Origin of the sequence: Sphingobium sp. B8D3B, assembly GCF_025961875.1 — a bacterium.
Lineage (GTDB): Bacteria > Pseudomonadota > Alphaproteobacteria > Sphingomonadales > Sphingomonadaceae > Sphingobium.
Window position 1 is genome coordinate 1,953,579 of record NZ_JAOQON010000001.1, and the last position, 15,413, is coordinate 1,968,991.

Here is a 15,413-nt window from a genome sequence, read left to right on the forward strand (position 1 = left end):
CCACGTCTTATGATGCGTGAACCCGATGCTCGCGCCATCGAATTCCATTATATTTGAAACCGTTGCAAGCACGTTGCCGGGTACTGTCATTGAAGCGACAGAAAGAGCGAGGGGCGCATTGGATCGAATCTGATTAACCATTCTCAAAATGGAACAGAACGTGATCACAAAGTCAATGTGCGATCGAAATTCTCTCTAGGCGATGATGGGAGCGGATCAAATCGTTGCCTATTCGCTTACCCATATTACGGCCGCGCTCGAACAGATTAAGAGCTTCCTGCCACGGCCCGCTTTCGATGTGGGACATTCTCGACAAGGCAGACGCCGAAAGGTGAGCATACGAGTGGAATATTGCCTTAACAACGTCACGGTTTGGCCCGAGGTCAGCAGCCTTTGACTGTACCCTCGTGGCGGAAATTGGGTCAAAGCGTGAGGCACGTTTAGTGATAGGATGAGAAGAAAAAATCTTAAACTCTTGAAATACCTCACCCAATACCGGACCATATTGCCAAGCTTCGAATTCTTCTGAGAGCAACTCACCTCCCGTCAGGAGAAGAAAATCAGAATGGCAATAGTAAAGAAGTTTTTGAAGCTTCATTGGAGTAACCGGCACATTCATTTCATCTGCCCAATCTAAGAGAAGATTGGCCAACTCTTTGGCATCAACATGGACGTTCTTAGACAAACAAATCCGCCGTTTTTTCTAAAGGATGCGCTCAATCCGGTAGTGGTCAATGCGTCTATAGAATTGCAGGCACCTTCGGAAGGAGTCTATCGCAAGAACATATAGCGAACAAACGGCGAATGCAAGAATAGCCCGTTCCCTATCTTGGAACGACAAACCCCGCTAAATTCACAGGCCCGCGCGCTCTATCGCCTTTCAGAAGGGCTTGATCTGCCGTATATGAAAAAGCGCATCCGCTATGAAACGGCAGGTGATTATGGCGTCGAAGATCTCCAAGACTGAGCCGATCCCGCTCGAAGAACTCGGCGCGCGCATTGCCCGCCGCCGCGCGGAACTCGGCATTACGGACGCCGACATCCCCCGCAACAGCGGCACCCGCCGGACGGAGAGCAAGAAGGCGTTGCTCAAGGCCATCAAGGACGTTGGCGGCAACTGGTAAGGCCGTCGACACGCTTGACCGCCTCTCGCCGGCCCCTCACTCTGAGAGCGCGCATAGTTCGCAGCAAAACCGGAGAGGCCCGCCCCATGAACAGCCGACGCGATTTCATCAAGCAAACCGCCGCCGTTGGAGCCGCGAGCCTCGCCACCGACATCGCGCCCGCCGCCGCGCAAGCACAGTCCACCACCCCGCCGCTCTGGCAGAAGCTCTACCCCGGCTTTCGCAACCTGCGGATCAAGACCAGTGGCGCGGAGATCAATGTCGTGACGGGCGGATCGGGGCCGCCGTTGCTCATGCTCCATGGCGCGCCGGAGTCGCTTGTCACCTGGCATCTGGTCGCCCCGGCGCTGGCGCGGGATTATACCGTCGTCCTGGCCGATCTGCGCGGTTATGGGGATAGCAGCAAGCCGGAGGGCGGCGCGGATCATTCGGCTTATTCCAAGCGGGCGATGGCGCAGGATGGCGTGGAGGTGATGGCGCAGCTGGGCCATGAGCGCTTCCTGCTCGTCGGGCATGATCGCGGTGCGCGGGTCGGGCGGCGGATGGCGCTGGATCATCCCGAGAAGGTCCGCAAGCTCGCCGTGCTGGACATCTTGCCGGAGCATTATCTCTACAGCCATGTCACGCTCGGCTTCGTGCGCGGCTATTATCACTGGTTCAGCTTCCTGCGCCCCGCGCCCATTCCGGAGGAGGAGACGCTGGCGCGCTACACGGCGCGGGCGGGCGAGGCGACCAGCGAGATCGAGCGGGAATATGATCGCCACCGGCTCGACCCCGCGATGCTGCATGCGATGTGCGAGGATTATCGCGCCTCGGCCTCGGTCGATCTGGAGCTGGACCATGCCGATCTGGCGGCGGGGAAGAAGATCACCTGCCCGCTGCTCGCCATCTGGGCCGGCAAGGGGCTCTATCCGCGCCTGTTCGATGACATATTGGGCGTGTGGCAGGCCGAGGCGACGGACGTGCGCGGTCATGCGCTGCCCAACGCCACGCATAATCTGCAGGAGAGCGACCCGCAGGCGACACTCGCGGCGCTGCAGGCCTTCCTGCGCGACTGACCTCGGGGCCAATTTTTCGGAAGATGTGAGCGGAAAAGAAGTCCGGCCTCCCGGGGGGTGGGGGGATGGGAGACCGGACCCTTTTCAGCCGCTCGGCTGTGTGTGGGAGATCACCGCCGAAGCGACTTTCTACCCCTTTGGGTGCAGCATTCACTGAACCTGTTCCCTATCAGATAGGGTCGACAGGCCAGGGAACAAGGGCTGCGCGATCAATCGCGCCTGACGCACGTTGGGCCGTCCCGCTGCATCGGACGGACGTATGCAGGCGCTCTTTCGTCGCAGCGATATGTTGGTGGCCGGGCGGGAGGGACCCGGCCACCGGGGTTGTTCGGGCGGACCTGCCTCAGGTCGAGGGCGTGCCTGAGCCGCCCATGCCGGTGCCGAGGCCGCTGGTGCCGAAGATCTGCGAATTCTCGTTGGTGCCGGTCGTGCTGGTGGTCGCCGCGCTGCCGGCATAGCTGTCCGTCTTCACACCGCCGGACTGCACGCCGGGGCGCGTGCCATCGGCATAGCCGCCGCCGATCGTCAGGCCCTCGGGCATGGGCGTGTCGGGCTTGAGCGTGACACGATCGTCATGGATGCTGTCAACATAATCGAGGTTGATCTGGTGATGGCGGCTGTCCGCCGAATCCGTGCGGGTGAGGACCAGCAGATCGCCGTCCACCTTGTCGACGGTGCCGACATGGCGGCCGCTCGCATCCGCGACTTCCATATGCTCCTTGATGCGCCACTTCTCGAACATGGCTCGCTCCTTTTCTCTGCAGATACAATGAACTAGATGGTACTGAAGAGAGAACGGCCGAGGCGGCGGAGCGTTCCGAACGCCCCGCCCCATCCAGCGCATCGCAGCCACGACTGGGCCGTTCACGACGGTCGCCGAGCGCAATCCGGCGCGAGACGGCGCGCGCCGCTTTTGATACGGGTCAATGCGTCCGGCCGCCGGAGCGGTCACATAGCAGCGGATGACCGACGCGATGACCACGCACCCCATGCCCCGCCCCTCCGCCGGCACCGGCGCCGCGCTCGCCTTGCCGGCGGGCCTGCTGCTGATCCTTGGCGGATGCGCCCGGCAGAGCGCCGCGGCGGTGAGCAGCGCGCCGGATACGCCCGGCTTCCTGCTCGGCCTGTGGCACGGCTTCATCTTTCCCTTCGGCTGGGCGCTCTCGCTGATCGCGGACGATGTCGCCGTCTATGCCGTGCCCAATAATGGCGGATGGTATGATTTCGGCTATTTCCTCGGCATCGTCGTCTTCGGCGTGGGCGCGCGCAAGACCAAGACGGTGACCGTCTATGTCGATCGGTGGCGCGGCCGGTGATGACGAGCGCCCATCCTTCCGCTGCTGCACCTGCCTTCCGCAAGAAAGGATGCACCCATGCGTAAATGGCATCGCTGGACCACCGTCTTCATCGGCCTGTTCATGTTGTTCATCGCCCTGACCGGCCTCGGCAGCCATTTCGCCGCGATGGTCGCGCGGGGGAGCGTATTCGAGACCGAGGAGCGCGGCGCGGCGCCACCCGCGCAGGCGCCGGCCGCGGCACAGAAGGCCGGCCCGACTGCGGGTGCACCCGCCGCCCAGCAAGCCGCGCCGAACCCCGCCCGCAAGCTGGTCGGCCTGTTCCACCATCTCCACTCGGGCGAGTTTTTCGGCCCCGTCGGCGTGATCATCTCGCTGCTCTCCGGCTTCGCGCTCGTCTTCTTCGCGATTTCCGGCATGTGGATGTATGTGCAGATGTTCCGCAACCGCCTCAGCCGGGGACGGCGCGACATCTTCTGGAAATGACCCTCCCGGCGCTCATCATGGCCGGCGTCTCGGGCACCGCGGCGCTCTGCGGTGCCCTCATCCTCGCGCGCAGGGCGCGGACGCCGCAAGGGGTCTATGGCAAGCGCATCGCCGGCACCATGGCGCTCTCCTTCGCGCTCATCCTCGCCCTGTTCGCCTGGGGGCTGGAGCGCATGGCCGGCTGAACCGACGGCGGCCTGCGGCGCTGGCGAAAGTCAAGGCCGGGGACACAAAATTTACTGTGGATGAACGCCACAACACCGCTAGACATTGTGGTGGATTGGACTAGCATCCCCCTTCATCTAGTGATTTGTGCCCTACAGCCATCCCAATTGCGGAGCCCGGAAAAATGTCGCTTCTCCAAGCCTCCAAGGTCTACAAGCCCTTCGAATATCCCTGGGCCTATGACTATTGGAAGCGCCAGCAGCAGGTCCACTGGATGCCCGAGGAAGTGCCTCTGGGCGAGGATTGCCGCGACTGGGCGCAGAAGCTCTCCGACCATGAGCGCAACCTGCTGACGCAGATCTTCCGCTTCTTCACCCAGGCGGACGTGGAAGTGCAGGATTGCTACCACGATAAATATGGCCGCGTGTTCAAGCCGACCGAGATCAAGATGATGCTGACCGCGTTCAGCAACATGGAAACGATCCACATCGCGGCCTATTCGCACCTGCTCGACACCATCGGCATGCCCGAGAGCGAATATTCGATGTTCCTCGAATATGACGAGATGCGCGCCAAGCATGATTACATGCAGCAGTTCGGCGTGGACAGCGATGAGGACATCGCCCGCACCCTTGCCATGTTCGGCGGCTTCACCGAGGGCATGCAGCTCTTCGCCAGCTTCGCGATGCTGATGAACTTCCCGCGCTTTAACAAGATGAAGGGCATGGGCCAAATCGTCACCTGGTCGGTGCGCGACGAGAGCCTGCACTGCGAGGGCATCGTGCGCCTGTTCCACGAGTTCGTGAAGGAGCGCGACTGCCTGACCAAGGCGGTGAAGGAAGACATTATCGATTGCTGCCAGAAGACCGTGCGGCTGGAGGATGCCTTCATCGACCTCGCCTTCGAGCAAGGCCCGGTGCCCGGCATGACCGCCAAGGAGATCAAGCGCTACATCCGCTACATCGCCGACTGGCGGCTGGGCCAACTCGGCTTCCAACCGATCTACATGATCGAGGAGCACCCGCTGCCCTGGCTCACCCCGCTGCTCAACGGCGTGGAGCACGCCAACTTCTTCGAAACGCGCGCCACCGAATATTCCAAAGGCGCCACGCGCGGCAACTGGAACGAAGTGTGGGACAGCTTCGACCGCCGCAAGAAAATGCGCGCCAATGACGGCGAGGCCGAAAGCGATAGCGGCGAGGACATGTTCTCGCGGGCTGGGGTGGCGGCGGAGTAACCGCAGAACGGTTCCCTACTCGCTGTGACGGCTCGCAATCAGGCGCTAAATCGCTCCCGCCGATGCCAATCAAGGTATCGCGGGTGCGGCCTGTGCGTCAGAGAGGCTGGAAATCGAGCCTTCCGGTCAGCGTGAATGAGTTTACTCACGCCGTCGATGTCGTTGATCTTTCGAGAAAGTAGAATTTCGCCATCGTCGTCCAATGAGATCAATCCTCTATCGAACATCCAGTGAATGGTCCCGGAAAGCGCAATTCCGTTGTTCACCACATCGGGGCCACCCGCTTCGACGCTCATAATATGAGCAGCCTGCGCTTCAGCACGGCCTCCCCCATTGATCAGTTTCATACCCGTTAGCGCGCAACGGCAGTCATAAACATCAAGTATGCGCTTGCGGAACTGCCTGTCTCTTACGGTTCGATTGACGAGCATGGTGGCTCGATCAATCGGGCCGTGCCACGGTAAGATTTCTTCCTTCATGACATTGGGAAGCCCAACATCATCGACCCTCGGCAAAAACTGATCTTCTTCAATAAGACCAAGGCCGATGATACGGTTGAAATCCTCATCTGAGATTGATCGGATCGATTGTATCGCACGCCCATTGTTCAAGCGTCCGTCGGGATCGAGAAGTCCTCTTTCCACAGCCGCGCCGTCTAGCTGAAACGGGACATCCCTGCCGAACTCCAAATAAGAACCTGGCTCTATGAGCGCCAGGTACATGCCCTCATTCACCGGGTCGGCAGCAATCTTTTCGAATTTAGCGACGGCGTAATAGCCACGAGGGCCTGCACGCCGGGGCTCTTGATAGATGATCCAGTTGCCTTCGATTTTTGAGGCGTTCGCGAGCCACCTTGTGGGGAACCGGTAGAAACGGTCGGGTTCGTCTTGATAAATAGAGTGCGAGCCTATGACGAAGACCCCCTTATGTGTTCCTCCGCGCTCTGGGCCGTGCTCAGAGCCAAGCCAACGGTAAATTCCGTACCCCAAAAAATCGAGCAATCTCAAATCACGTAGGTGCTGCAACTCACGGCTAAGTGTCTGCTGGGGCGTTGCTCCGGCTGATCCAGTATCAGACACGATGGCGTCCAACTGCGAATCCATCAATTCTTGCCGGGTGAATGTCGATGAACCAGTTGCCGCTACATGCCGCTTCACAGCTTCAGCAACCGCTTCCGACCAACTTCTTGTCACTTTGGCTTGTTCCTTTGCCCCGGGCATGTAATCCTAGCCGAGTGGATAGCATGTACAAACCTGTTACCTATATTTGCGTCATTTGCAGAAGTACGTCCATAACACGCGATGCTTGGGCTGAATGGGATCAAGCAGCGCAAGAGTGGGTGCTCAGTACTGCATATGACCAAGCATTCTGCCACACATGCTCGAGGGAAACGGAAATAACGGAAGTTCCCCTTTCCCCCGAATGAACCGCCCGTCGCCACCGGTTCAGGCGACTCGCGATACAGTCCGATCCGATCTCCCGCTGCCGGGAGAGACAGAATGAGGATCGGAGTGAGACAGATGTACAAGGCTCTGAAGAACAGCATCGCGGCGCTGGCGCTGGGTGCCGTGACCGTGGGCGGTCTGGCCGCCACCCCCGCTTTTGCCGACCCGGGTCGCGGGCATGACCGGGATTGGCAGCGGGACCGCGACGATCGACGTGACTACCGCCGCGACGACCGGCGCGATTACCGTCATGACAATCGCCGTTGGGACCGGGACGACCGCCGGGGCCGTGACCGGGTTGTGGTGATCGACCGCCGCCCTGTCGTCCGCCCTGCCCCGCGCGTCGTCTATGCCTATGACTATAACCGGCCGGACCCGCGCTATCGCGGCTATTATGCGGACCGTTACTATCGCGGCGGCTATGCGCCGGTGCGCGTCTACCGCGATACCCGCGTGTATCGGGGTTATGATGATCGCTATTATTGCCGCCGGTCGGACGGCACCACGGGCCTGATCGTCGGTGCGGCGCTGGGCGGCTTGCTTGGCGATCAGCTCGATCGCGGCCGTTCCTCGATCCTGGGTGCCGTGCTGGGCGCGGGTGCCGGGGCGATGATCGGACGGTCGGTCGACCGGGGCGATGTCGTCTGCCGCTAAGCCGGACCGACGCAGAGCTGTAGCATGAGCCCGGCGCGCTGACCCCAGCGGGCCGGGCTTTTGTCAGCAGCGCTTATTTCATCGCGTCCTGGCCTGCCTGACCCACGGACTCGATGTCCCGGCCAAGGCCCTTCACCGTCGCGCAAGCAGACAGGAGCAGGGATGCGCTCACGACCGCGAGAAGCAACGCCGACCGTCTTGTTTTCATGTCCTCGATCCCTTTCCGATTATCGGATGTTTTCCAACGCCCTCGACTATCCGAAAAAATGCGATCCGGAGCAATCCGCCTGCTGGTGATCCCGGCTTGGTGATCCCCGGCCGGATGAAAAGGCGCACATGTGCGATGCATTGCTGCCGGAAGGGGCTTGCAAGCGGGAACCGGTCGCCAGCGCGCACGTATTCCTAGCGGTACAACCGAAGGAGCTTTCCGCATGGATCCGGTCACCATCGAGCATCGCCGCCAAGAGCTGCAGAGCCTGCTTGCGCAGATTCAGGCCAACCCCTCGCGCGACTGGCACCGTGAGCGGCAGCGCGTGATCGTGTTGCAGCATATGGTCGGCGCAAAGGCGGCCGGCACCCACGCCGGCACCCGACACTGATTCCACTTTAAGCGGCAATGAACCGCATCACCGCAAAGCTCTGAATCTCGGCGAGTCGCGGGTTCCCCGCCGGTGCGACGAATCGAGTCCATAAGGGTCTTGCCTTGGTGGAATCAGAGGAGGATAAGCGCCTCTTGATGGGAACAGGGCCGCCACCCATGGCGCCCCCTCGGGAGGAAGAACGTTATGGCATTGAGCATGATCGGGGGCCGGCGGATCAAGGCCGCAGTCGCACTGTCCGCTCTGCCGCTGCTGGCCCTGGCAGGCTGCACCGCCAAGCAGGTCGCTGAAGCGCCGCTGCAGAACATTCCCGTTCCCATTCCGCAGAATGTCCCGCTGATCGAAGTCCCGCCGCCGCCGCCGATCCTGATCGGCGAGAACAAGGGGCAGGACATGTGGCACCTGCGCTCGGGCCTGAACGTCGCCGTGCTGCTCTGCCAAGGGCCGGACAATGCCGCGATGGTCTCAGATTATAACCGGATGCTCTCGGTGCATAAGGGCCTGCTCTCGGAAGCCGCGCAGATGCAGGTCGATCTGTTCAAGGCCAAGGGCGGTCGCAAGTGGCAGGACGCCCATGACGACCATATGACCAAGCTCTACAACCGCTATTCCAACACCCAGTCGCGCGACAAGTTCTGCGCCAAGGCCAAGGCGCAGCTCGCCGAGGTCGCGAACCAGACCCCCATCGCGTTCAGCGAGAAGGCGACGTTCCTACTGTGGGAGCTGAACAAGGCCGCCAGCCTGCCCGATCCGGACGGATCGCTCGCGCGGGCTGCGGCCGCAAACAGCACGCCGGGTCTGGTGCAGACCGTCCAGGCGACGACCAGCCAGACGACCACGCAGCGCTAAGCGGCGCCCGGGACGCGCGCCCAGCGTAAGAAGCGGGCGCGCTCCGGGTCCGGATCAATCCTCAGTCTTCGTCCGGCACGGCCAGGGTCGCGCCGAAATCGAACGGCCTGGCCTCCGGCATTGCGGCCATCAGCGCCTTGAAGCGCTCTTCCACATTGTCTTTCCAGTTGCCGTGCGTCGCCACATACAATGTGTTGTTGCGGATCGCGTCGACGATCATGTCGCCCACTTCCGTCGGTTCCATCCAGGTATCTGACACGACGCGCTTGGCGAGCTGATCCTCCGTCTGCGCGAGGCCGCTGCCCAAGCGGAAGCGCTCCGGCCGGTTCTGGCCGGATTCATGGATGCGGCTCTTGATCGGGCCGGGCATCAGCACCGTCACGCCGATATTGTCCTGCGCCATGCTGTCGCGGATCGATTCAGACAGGGTGATGACCCCCGCCTTCGCGACCGCATAAATGGCCATGAAGCTCGGCATCGGCGTCAGCCCGGCCAGCGACGCGGTGTTGACGATGTGGCCACCCTTGCCCCGCCGGCGCATGCCGGGCGTAAATTCCATGATGCCGTTGATCGGCCCCATGAGATTGACGCCGATGCCATAGTCCCAATCGGCATAGGTGGCCTGATCGAACGGGCCGGACGGATCGATGCCGGCATTGTTGATCAGGATTTCCGGCCCGCCCATCACGGCCTCGCATTCCTTGGCGGCCTCGCGCATCTGGTCGCGGTCGGACACGTCTAGCCGCATGGTGTGGACATTGCGGCCCTGCTGGCGCTCCTCGAAAAATGCCTTGGCTTCATCGAGATGGTCCTGGCGGATATCGGCCAGCACCAGCCTGGCGCCATTGGCGAGCAGCTGCTGGGCAATGCCGAAGCCGATCCCGCTCGCCCCGCCCGTGATGAACGCCGTCGTGCCCGCAATCTCCATGACTTTCCTCTCCAAACCCGGCGCCTCGCCGGCTTGCTCAAACTGATCCATCGGCCGATGCTGCGCCCGGCCGCTCCTCCAATCTCATCCAGCAAATCCGGACAGAGTCAACAGCGGCTGTCGCGTGATCATGGCGCGTCAGGATCGCGGATGCGCGGCGCGCCAGACCGAGGGCGTCTCGAACGTGCCACGCCAGATGCCCCGCCGGGCGGAACGGGCAGCCTCCTCTTCCTGCCGATACGCGCCGGAGCCGCGCCCGAGGTCGCTGATCGCCCAGCCCTCCGCCACCATGGTCGCGCCGACATCCGCGATCCGGGGGGTGGCGCAGGTCGCCACGGCGCGGCCATATTGGTCCGTCGTCCGGGACTCGCAGGTGAGCCCACCGCCGCGCACCAGCGCCAGCAGGGCGTCGCGCGCCTGCGTGCCGCAGTCCCAGGGCTGGCCGGCCGCATCCTGGCAACGCTGGTTCAGTTCGACCGCGTCAATGTCCGCGATGCGCACGATCCGCGGGCCGATCCGCAAGCTGTCGCCATCCATCACGTGCACGCGCGCCCCATCGGCGGCCTCGATCCGTTCGGGCGGCGCACGGAGCAGGGCCAGCACGATCAGCAGAAACGCCAGAAGAGCCAGCGAACTCAGTCGCGCAAGCCATCGTCGGCGCGGCCTGCCGGCTGATCCCTGGAAACCCCTGCGCCGTCCGGCAGGTCTGGTGCGGAGGATCAGTGCTTGTGGTCGCCGGCCATGGACTGCACGGCGGCGAGCGTGTTCTTCACATGGTCGCGATAGTCGAGCGCGCTATGCACATAGACGATCCGGCCCGCCGGGCTGATGACATAGGAGGTGCGGTCCGTCTTGCCCGCAAAGGCCGGATTGTCCGCCTTGAGCGCCACGTCGTAATTGGTGATGAGACGCGGCCCGGCCGAGGCCACCGCGAACTTGCTGCCGCACGCCTCGGTGGAAAAGCGCTGCAGAACGTCGACCGGGTCGGCGGACATGCCGATCACCGTCGCGCCGGCTTTCTTGAATGCATCGGCCTGATCGGCAAATTCCTTGGTTTCCGCCGTGCAGCCCTTGGTGAAAGCCGCGGGGAAGAAGTAGAGCACGACCGGGCCTTTCTTCAGCGCATCAGACAGCTTGACGCTGAACACCTTGCCGGCGAGCGCACCGCGCGTCTCGAAATCCGGCGCCTTGGCGCCGACCGGCAGCGCTGCCTGCGCGCCGCTGCCGAGCAGGGCGCCGCCCAGCATCGCAATCATGATTGTCTTCGATGCTTTGCCGAACATATGCCCATTCCCGTCTGCTGACTCACGATCCGCACAATCTGCCATAGAAGGCCTTGGCGTGCCAGCCCTCACCGGTTACGAGCAGCCATGGCGATCGACCGCCTTGCCCTCACCAATTTCCGCAATCATGCCGACGCCCTGATTGTGCCTGACGCGCCGATGATCGTCCTGACCGGCGAGAATGGCGCGGGGAAGACGAACATCCTCGAAGCGATTTCGCTGCTGGCGCCGGGCCGCGGCCTGCGCGGCGCTGCCCTGCGAGACATGGCGCGGCAGAGCGGGCCGGGTGGCTTTGCCGTCGCCGCGCGATTGGGCGATGCCGCATTGGGGACCGGCACCGACCCCGAGGCGCCGGACAAGCGCCAAGTGCGGATCGACGGGCGCGCCTCGCCAGCCAATGCCCTCTCGGCGCGTGTGTCGCTGAGCTGGCTGACACCGGCGATGGACCGCCTGTTCCTCGATAGCCCCGGCGGGCGGCGCCGGTTCCTGGATCGGCTGGTGCTCGCTCAGGCGCCATCGCACGCCCATCACAGCGCGCGCTATGAGGCCGCGATGCGCGCGCGCAATGCCCTGCTGGGAGAAGACGGGCCGGCAGACCCGGATTGGCTCGCCGCGCTGGAAGCCCGCATGGCGGAACATGGCGCCGCAATCGACGTCGCACGGCGGGCGCTGATCGCCGAACTGGAAGAGGAGATCGCCCGCAGCGCGCAGCATCTCTTCGCCCGGCCGACCTTGAGGCTGACCGGCGAGCCATTTGAGGAAGGCACCCTTGCCGCTCGGCTGCGCTCGGCGCGGACGGGAGACCGGGCGGCGGGGCGGACGCTTGTCGGCCCGCATCGCGCCGACCTTCTGGTCACGCACGAAGCCAAGCAGCAGGATGCGGCGCTGTGCTCGACAGGGGAGCAAAAGGCGCTGCTGCTCAGCATCATGCTCGCCCACGCCCAATTGGTCGGCACACAGAGCGGGCGACCGCTCATCATCCTGCTGGACGAGGTGGCCGCCCATCTCGATCCGACGCGCCGCCATGCCCTGTTCGAACGGTTGCGCGCCAGCGGCGGGCAGGTGTGGATGACCGGGACTGAGGCCGATCTGTTCAACGGGCTGGATCAGGCGACCTATTTGCGGGTGGAAGCGGGGCAGGTGATCACGGGGTGATCAACCGGTGTGGGCGAAGCGCGGCTATTACGCCTTTTCCCGCAAGCGGACTTTTCAGACACGGCATCATTGCTGACCGCCCTCCGTTCGTCCTGAGTAGCTGCTGAACCTGTCGAAGCAGCGTATCGAAGGTGCAGCCCATGACTGAGATGCTTCGATACGGGTCTTCGCTACGCGCCTGCGGCCCTACTCAGACCCTACTCAGCACGAACGGTGGAGGGTGGCGAAGTCGGCTTCCCCCCACATGAGCCGCTGGTCCCGGGCTCTGACCAAATCGATAGTGGACAACGCCCTCGCGGACTCTGTCCTCGCCTAGGAAACTCCGAAAATCTCCTGATGCGCGCGCTCGGCGAAGCGATCGGTCATGCCCGCGATATAGTCCGCGATATGGCGGCTGCGCTCGGGCTCGGCGGCGCCGCAACTGGCATCCCAGGCGGTCCCCATCAGCGCAGGATCGGCCTGATAGGCGCGAAACAGATCGGTGACGATCACCCGCGCCCGCCCGGCCGCCGCCAGCTGGGTCGGATGATGATAGAGATTGGCGTACATGAAGCGCTTGAGCTGGCGCTCGTCCTCCCGCATCGCATCCGAGAAGGCGACCATGGCCTGTCCCGCGCCCCGCACGGCGGAGACATCGGCCTGCTCCAGCCCATGCAGGCGCAAGTTTTCGCGTGTGGTCATGATGAGATCGTTGACCATGATGCCAATCTGGTCGCGGATCAGTTCCCGCAACAGCTGCTCGGCCGGCAGATCAGGATAGCGCGCGGTGACCTGCTCCCAGCAGCGGCGGACGAACGGGACTTCCAGAAGCTGTTCGAGCGTCAGAATGCCGGCGCGCAGGCCATCGTCGATATCATGATTGTCATAGGCGATATCGTCGGCAAGCGCCGCGACCTGCGCTTCCAGCGACGGCCAGCTTTCCAGCTCCAGCGGAAAGGCGGCATCGATCTGCTGCATCGCCCAGTTCGGCGCCAGCACCGGGCCGTTATGCTTGGCCAGCCCCTCCATCATCTCCCAGCTCAGATTGAGGCCGGGGAAGCGGGGATAGGCATTTTCCAGCAAGGCGAGCGTGCGCAGGCAATGGGCGTTATGATCGAAGCCGCCCTGCCCGGCCAGCGCCTCCTCCAGCGCATCTTCCCCGGCATGGCCGAACGGGGGATGGCCGATATCATGGGCGAGGCACAGTGCCTCGGTCAGATCTTCATTGAGCCCCAGCACCCGGGCGATCGTCCGCCCGATCTGCGCAACCTCAAGGCTGTGCGTCAGGCGGACGCGATAATGGTCGCCATCGGGTGCGACGAACACCTGCGTCTTGTGGCGCAGGCGACGGAAGCTGATGGAGTGAATGATCCGGTCGCGGTCGCGCTGGAAAATGTCGCGTGGTCCGCGCGCCTCGCCACCCGGCTCGGCATGTTGACGACCCCGGCTGCGCGCCGGGTCACAGGCATAGGGGGCGAGCACGCTCACTGCGTGCCGATCTTGCTGACTTCCTCGCCGGCTTCGCTTTGCCAGAAGAACGCGTCGCCTCCCGCCTTGCGCAATTCGGTCACCACCGCCCGCGCATCCTCAGGGCGACGGAAGGGGCCGATCAGCAGGCGGCGCGTCTCGCCCCAGGTGGCCGTCCAGCCATCCTGCCCGGCAATCGTATCGCCATAGGTCCGGCGCAAACGGCGCAGATCGAAGGCCAGCGCAGCCGGATCACGCCCCGCTGCCAATTGCACCCAGTTGCGCGACGGGTTTGCCGCCAGCTTGGCCTTGCGCTCAGCCTCGGCCTTGCGTTCAGCCTCCGCCTTGGCGCGGGCCTCGGCATCCGCCTTGAACTTGGCCTGCTGCGCGGCTGCCGCGAGCCGGCGCTGCTCCTGAATCCGCGCGACCGCGCTCAGATCAGCGACGGCGACCTGCCGGCGCTCGCCTTCCGGCACTTCGAGCGCCTGCAGCGTGTCGCCAAGGGACCGCACCGGTTGCGGCACGGGCGCAGGTGCGGGTGCCGGCGCAGACGCCGCCGGGGCCGGCGTACTGGGTGCCGCCGGCGCCACGGCAGCGGCGGCCGTCGGCGCGGGGTTGGTCACGCGACTGGCCGGCGGCGTCACCGGAGCCGGCGAAGGAGCCGGCCGGGCCGGCTGCGACGCGGGGGCGCGCGCGGCGGTCTGCACCGGCTGTTGCGGCGCTGGGGATGCTGCCGCAGCAGGCGGTGGCGGCGGTGGAAGCGGCTGGGCCGCTGCCTCAGCGGGTGCTTGCCGCTGGGCCTGCGACGTGCGGCGCGCGGCCTGCTGCGCGGCCCGTCGTTCTGCCGCCGTCTGACGCCGGCCGCCCCGCTCGCGCTCGGTGGTAGCAGCAACCTGCGTATCGCGGTTCCGCGCCGGCTCGGGTGCAGCCAAACGGAGAACATCCGCCGGATACTCGCCATAATGGACCGCGGAGACCTTCTGGCTCGCGGTCAGCAACGGCAGGCGTTGCAGATAAGGCTCCAGCGCGTCGGCAAGGCCCTTCGGCAGCGTCGTCTGCGCAATGGAGCGCGCCTCGGCCATCTGGCCGTTCATCGCCAGGACGAAGGCGCGGATACGCCACGCCTCACGGTCGCCGCTGGTCAGGGCGGGCTTCAGCTGCTGCTCGGCTTCCGCGAGATTGCCGGAGACGCCCAGCGACACCGCATAATTAAGCCGCGCGGTGTTATCATTGGGATTGGCCTGCAGGACGGCGCGATAATCCTGCTGCGCTTTGGCCTGCTGCCCCGTGAGATCATAAGCCAGCGCGCGCTCGGGCAGATGCGCCTGGGCGCTGACACCCAAGGCCGAGGCAGCATCGAAGTTCGCGGCGGCATCGGCAGGCTGCTTCAAGGCGATCTGCACGACCGCCAGACCCAGCCGCGCGCGGCCGTTGCGCCCGTCGACCATATTGGCCCGCGTGAAGAAGCCGTTTGCCGCCTGAATGTCCCCCAGATCCAGCGCGGCCTGGCCGGCGCCCAACAGGGCATTCACATCCTGAGGATTACGGGAGAGAGAGGCGAGATGGCGGTTGAGCGCGGCTACCGCCTCGGCTGGTGGCGTGGCCTGAACCATCCCGCCGCTTTGCGCGAACACAGGCGCTGCGATGGCCAGAGAAAGGGCCAGAATGCAGCTGGTCGACTTCACGGAT

At 64.0% G+C, this 15,413-nt stretch carries 19 protein-coding genes; 10 read left to right on the top strand and 9 right to left on the bottom strand.

Annotated features, from left to right (window positions below; translation table 11 throughout):
• Window positions 1-172: 172 nt before the first annotated feature.
• Complete coding sequence (locus tag M2343_RS09175) at window positions 173-685, bottom strand: Panacea domain-containing protein (protein WP_264576410.1); 513 nt, start codon at window positions 683-685, stop codon at window positions 173-175.
• Window positions 686-941: 256 nt separating this feature from the next.
• On the opposite strand from M2343_RS09175, the gene M2343_RS09180 reads away from it, so the two are divergent.
• Window positions 942-1,124, top strand: a complete 183-nt coding sequence (locus M2343_RS09180) for a hypothetical protein (RefSeq protein WP_264576411.1) — start codon at window positions 942-944, stop codon at window positions 1,122-1,124.
• Between the two features lie 86 nt (window positions 1,125-1,210).
• Window positions 1,211-2,182, top strand: a complete 972-nt coding sequence (locus M2343_RS09185) for an alpha/beta fold hydrolase (RefSeq protein WP_264576412.1) — start codon at window positions 1,211-1,213, stop codon at window positions 2,180-2,182.
• 343 nt (window positions 2,183-2,525) lie between these two features.
• Here M2343_RS09185 and M2343_RS09190 read toward each other — a convergent pair whose 3' ends face one another.
• Window positions 2,526-2,924: a DUF2171 domain-containing protein gene (locus M2343_RS09190; RefSeq protein WP_264569609.1), complete on the bottom strand. Its 399-nt coding sequence runs from the start codon at window positions 2,922-2,924 to the stop codon at window positions 2,526-2,528.
• 247 nt (window positions 2,925-3,171) lie between these two features.
• On the opposite strand from M2343_RS09190, the gene M2343_RS09195 reads away from it, so the two are divergent.
• The 4 genes from M2343_RS09195 to M2343_RS09210 all read left to right on the top strand — a co-directional run bounded on the left by M2343_RS09195 (window position 3,172) and on the right by M2343_RS09210 (window position 5,365).
• Complete coding sequence (locus tag M2343_RS09195; RefSeq protein WP_264577531.1) at window positions 3,172-3,498, top strand: hypothetical protein; 327 nt, start codon at window positions 3,172-3,174, stop codon at window positions 3,496-3,498.
• A gap of 57 nt (window positions 3,499-3,555) precedes the next feature.
• Complete coding sequence (locus M2343_RS09200; RefSeq protein WP_264576413.1) at window positions 3,556-3,963, top strand: PepSY domain-containing protein; 408 nt, start codon at window positions 3,556-3,558, stop codon at window positions 3,961-3,963.
• On the top strand, window positions 3,960-4,148 hold the full coding sequence (locus M2343_RS09205) for a hypothetical protein (protein ID WP_264576414.1): 189 nt from the start codon (window positions 3,960-3,962) through the stop codon (window positions 4,146-4,148). The genes M2343_RS09200 and M2343_RS09205 overlap by 4 nt, the downstream gene beginning before the upstream one ends.
• 164 nt (window positions 4,149-4,312) lie before the next feature.
• Window positions 4,313-5,365 (top strand): ribonucleotide-diphosphate reductase subunit beta, encoded by a 1,053-nt coding sequence (locus M2343_RS09210; protein ID WP_181558882.1) that lies wholly within the window; start codon window positions 4,313-4,315, stop codon window positions 5,363-5,365.
• 38 nt (window positions 5,366-5,403) lie between these two features.
• Here the strand turns inward: M2343_RS09210 and M2343_RS09215 are convergent, their stop codons facing one another.
• Window positions 5,404-6,585: an HNH endonuclease gene (locus M2343_RS09215; RefSeq protein WP_264576415.1), complete on the bottom strand. Its 1,182-nt coding sequence runs from the start codon at window positions 6,583-6,585 to the stop codon at window positions 5,404-5,406.
• Window positions 6,586-6,885: 300 nt separating this feature from the next.
• On the opposite strand from M2343_RS09215, the gene M2343_RS09220 reads away from it, so the two are divergent.
• Window positions 6,886-7,464: a glycine zipper 2TM domain-containing protein gene (locus M2343_RS09220; protein WP_264574593.1), complete on the top strand. Its 579-nt coding sequence runs from the start codon at window positions 6,886-6,888 to the stop codon at window positions 7,462-7,464.
• A 73-nt stretch (window positions 7,465-7,537) separates the two neighbouring features.
• On the opposite strand, the gene M2343_RS09225 is transcribed toward M2343_RS09220, so the two are convergent.
• Window positions 7,538-7,672, bottom strand: coding sequence for an entericidin A/B family lipoprotein (locus tag M2343_RS09225; RefSeq protein WP_181558879.1), 135 nt, complete (start codon window positions 7,670-7,672; stop codon window positions 7,538-7,540).
• A 223-nt stretch (window positions 7,673-7,895) separates the two neighbouring features.
• Here M2343_RS09225 and M2343_RS09230 point away from each other — a divergent pair, with 223 nt between their 5' ends.
• Both M2343_RS09230 and M2343_RS09235 read left to right on the top strand, forming a co-directional pair.
• Window positions 7,896-8,063 carry a hypothetical protein gene (locus tag M2343_RS09230; RefSeq protein ID WP_264576416.1) on the top strand — a complete coding sequence of 56 codons (168 nt, stop codon included), beginning with the start codon at window positions 7,896-7,898 and terminating at the stop codon, window positions 8,061-8,063.
• Window positions 8,064-8,249: 186 nt separating this feature from the next.
• Window positions 8,250-8,912 carry a hypothetical protein gene (locus M2343_RS09235; protein ID WP_264569603.1) on the top strand — a complete coding sequence of 221 codons (663 nt, stop codon included), beginning with the start codon at window positions 8,250-8,252 and terminating at the stop codon, window positions 8,910-8,912.
• Between the two features lie 61 nt (window positions 8,913-8,973).
• Here the strand turns inward: M2343_RS09235 and M2343_RS09240 are convergent, their stop codons facing one another.
• The 3 genes from M2343_RS09240 to M2343_RS09250 all read right to left on the bottom strand — a co-directional run bounded on the left by M2343_RS09240 (window position 8,974) and on the right by M2343_RS09250 (window position 11,123).
• On the bottom strand, window positions 8,974-9,891 hold the full coding sequence (locus tag M2343_RS09240) for an SDR family NAD(P)-dependent oxidoreductase (protein ID WP_264603880.1): 918 nt from the start codon (window positions 9,889-9,891) through the stop codon (window positions 8,974-8,976).
• An 87-nt stretch (window positions 9,892-9,978) separates the two neighbouring features.
• A complete protein-coding gene (locus tag M2343_RS09245) occupies window positions 9,979-10,443 on the bottom strand; it encodes a thermonuclease family protein (RefSeq protein WP_264576418.1) in 465 nt (154 codons plus the stop codon).
• A 116-nt stretch (window positions 10,444-10,559) separates the two neighbouring features.
• Window positions 10,560-11,123 carry a peroxiredoxin gene (locus M2343_RS09250; RefSeq protein ID WP_413716014.1) on the bottom strand — a complete coding sequence of 188 codons (564 nt, stop codon included), beginning with the start codon at window positions 11,121-11,123 and terminating at the stop codon, window positions 10,560-10,562.
• An 87-nt stretch (window positions 11,124-11,210) separates the two neighbouring features.
• On the opposite strand from M2343_RS09250, the gene recF reads away from it, so the two are divergent.
• Window positions 11,211-12,278, top strand: a complete 1,068-nt coding sequence (gene recF, locus M2343_RS09255) for a DNA replication/repair protein RecF (protein WP_264576420.1) — start codon at window positions 11,211-11,213, stop codon at window positions 12,276-12,278.
• A gap of 312 nt (window positions 12,279-12,590) precedes the next feature.
• On the opposite strand, the gene M2343_RS09260 is transcribed toward recF, so the two are convergent.
• Window positions 12,591-13,745, bottom strand: a complete 1,155-nt coding sequence (locus tag M2343_RS09260; RefSeq protein WP_264576421.1) for a deoxyguanosinetriphosphate triphosphohydrolase — start codon at window positions 13,743-13,745, stop codon at window positions 12,591-12,593.
• Window positions 13,742-15,409 carry an SPOR domain-containing protein gene (locus tag M2343_RS09265; RefSeq protein WP_264576422.1) on the bottom strand — a complete coding sequence of 556 codons (1,668 nt, stop codon included), beginning with the start codon at window positions 15,407-15,409 and terminating at the stop codon, window positions 13,742-13,744. Before M2343_RS09265 ends, M2343_RS09260 begins: the two co-directional genes overlap by 4 nt.
• Window positions 15,410-15,413: the final 4 nt, after the last annotated feature.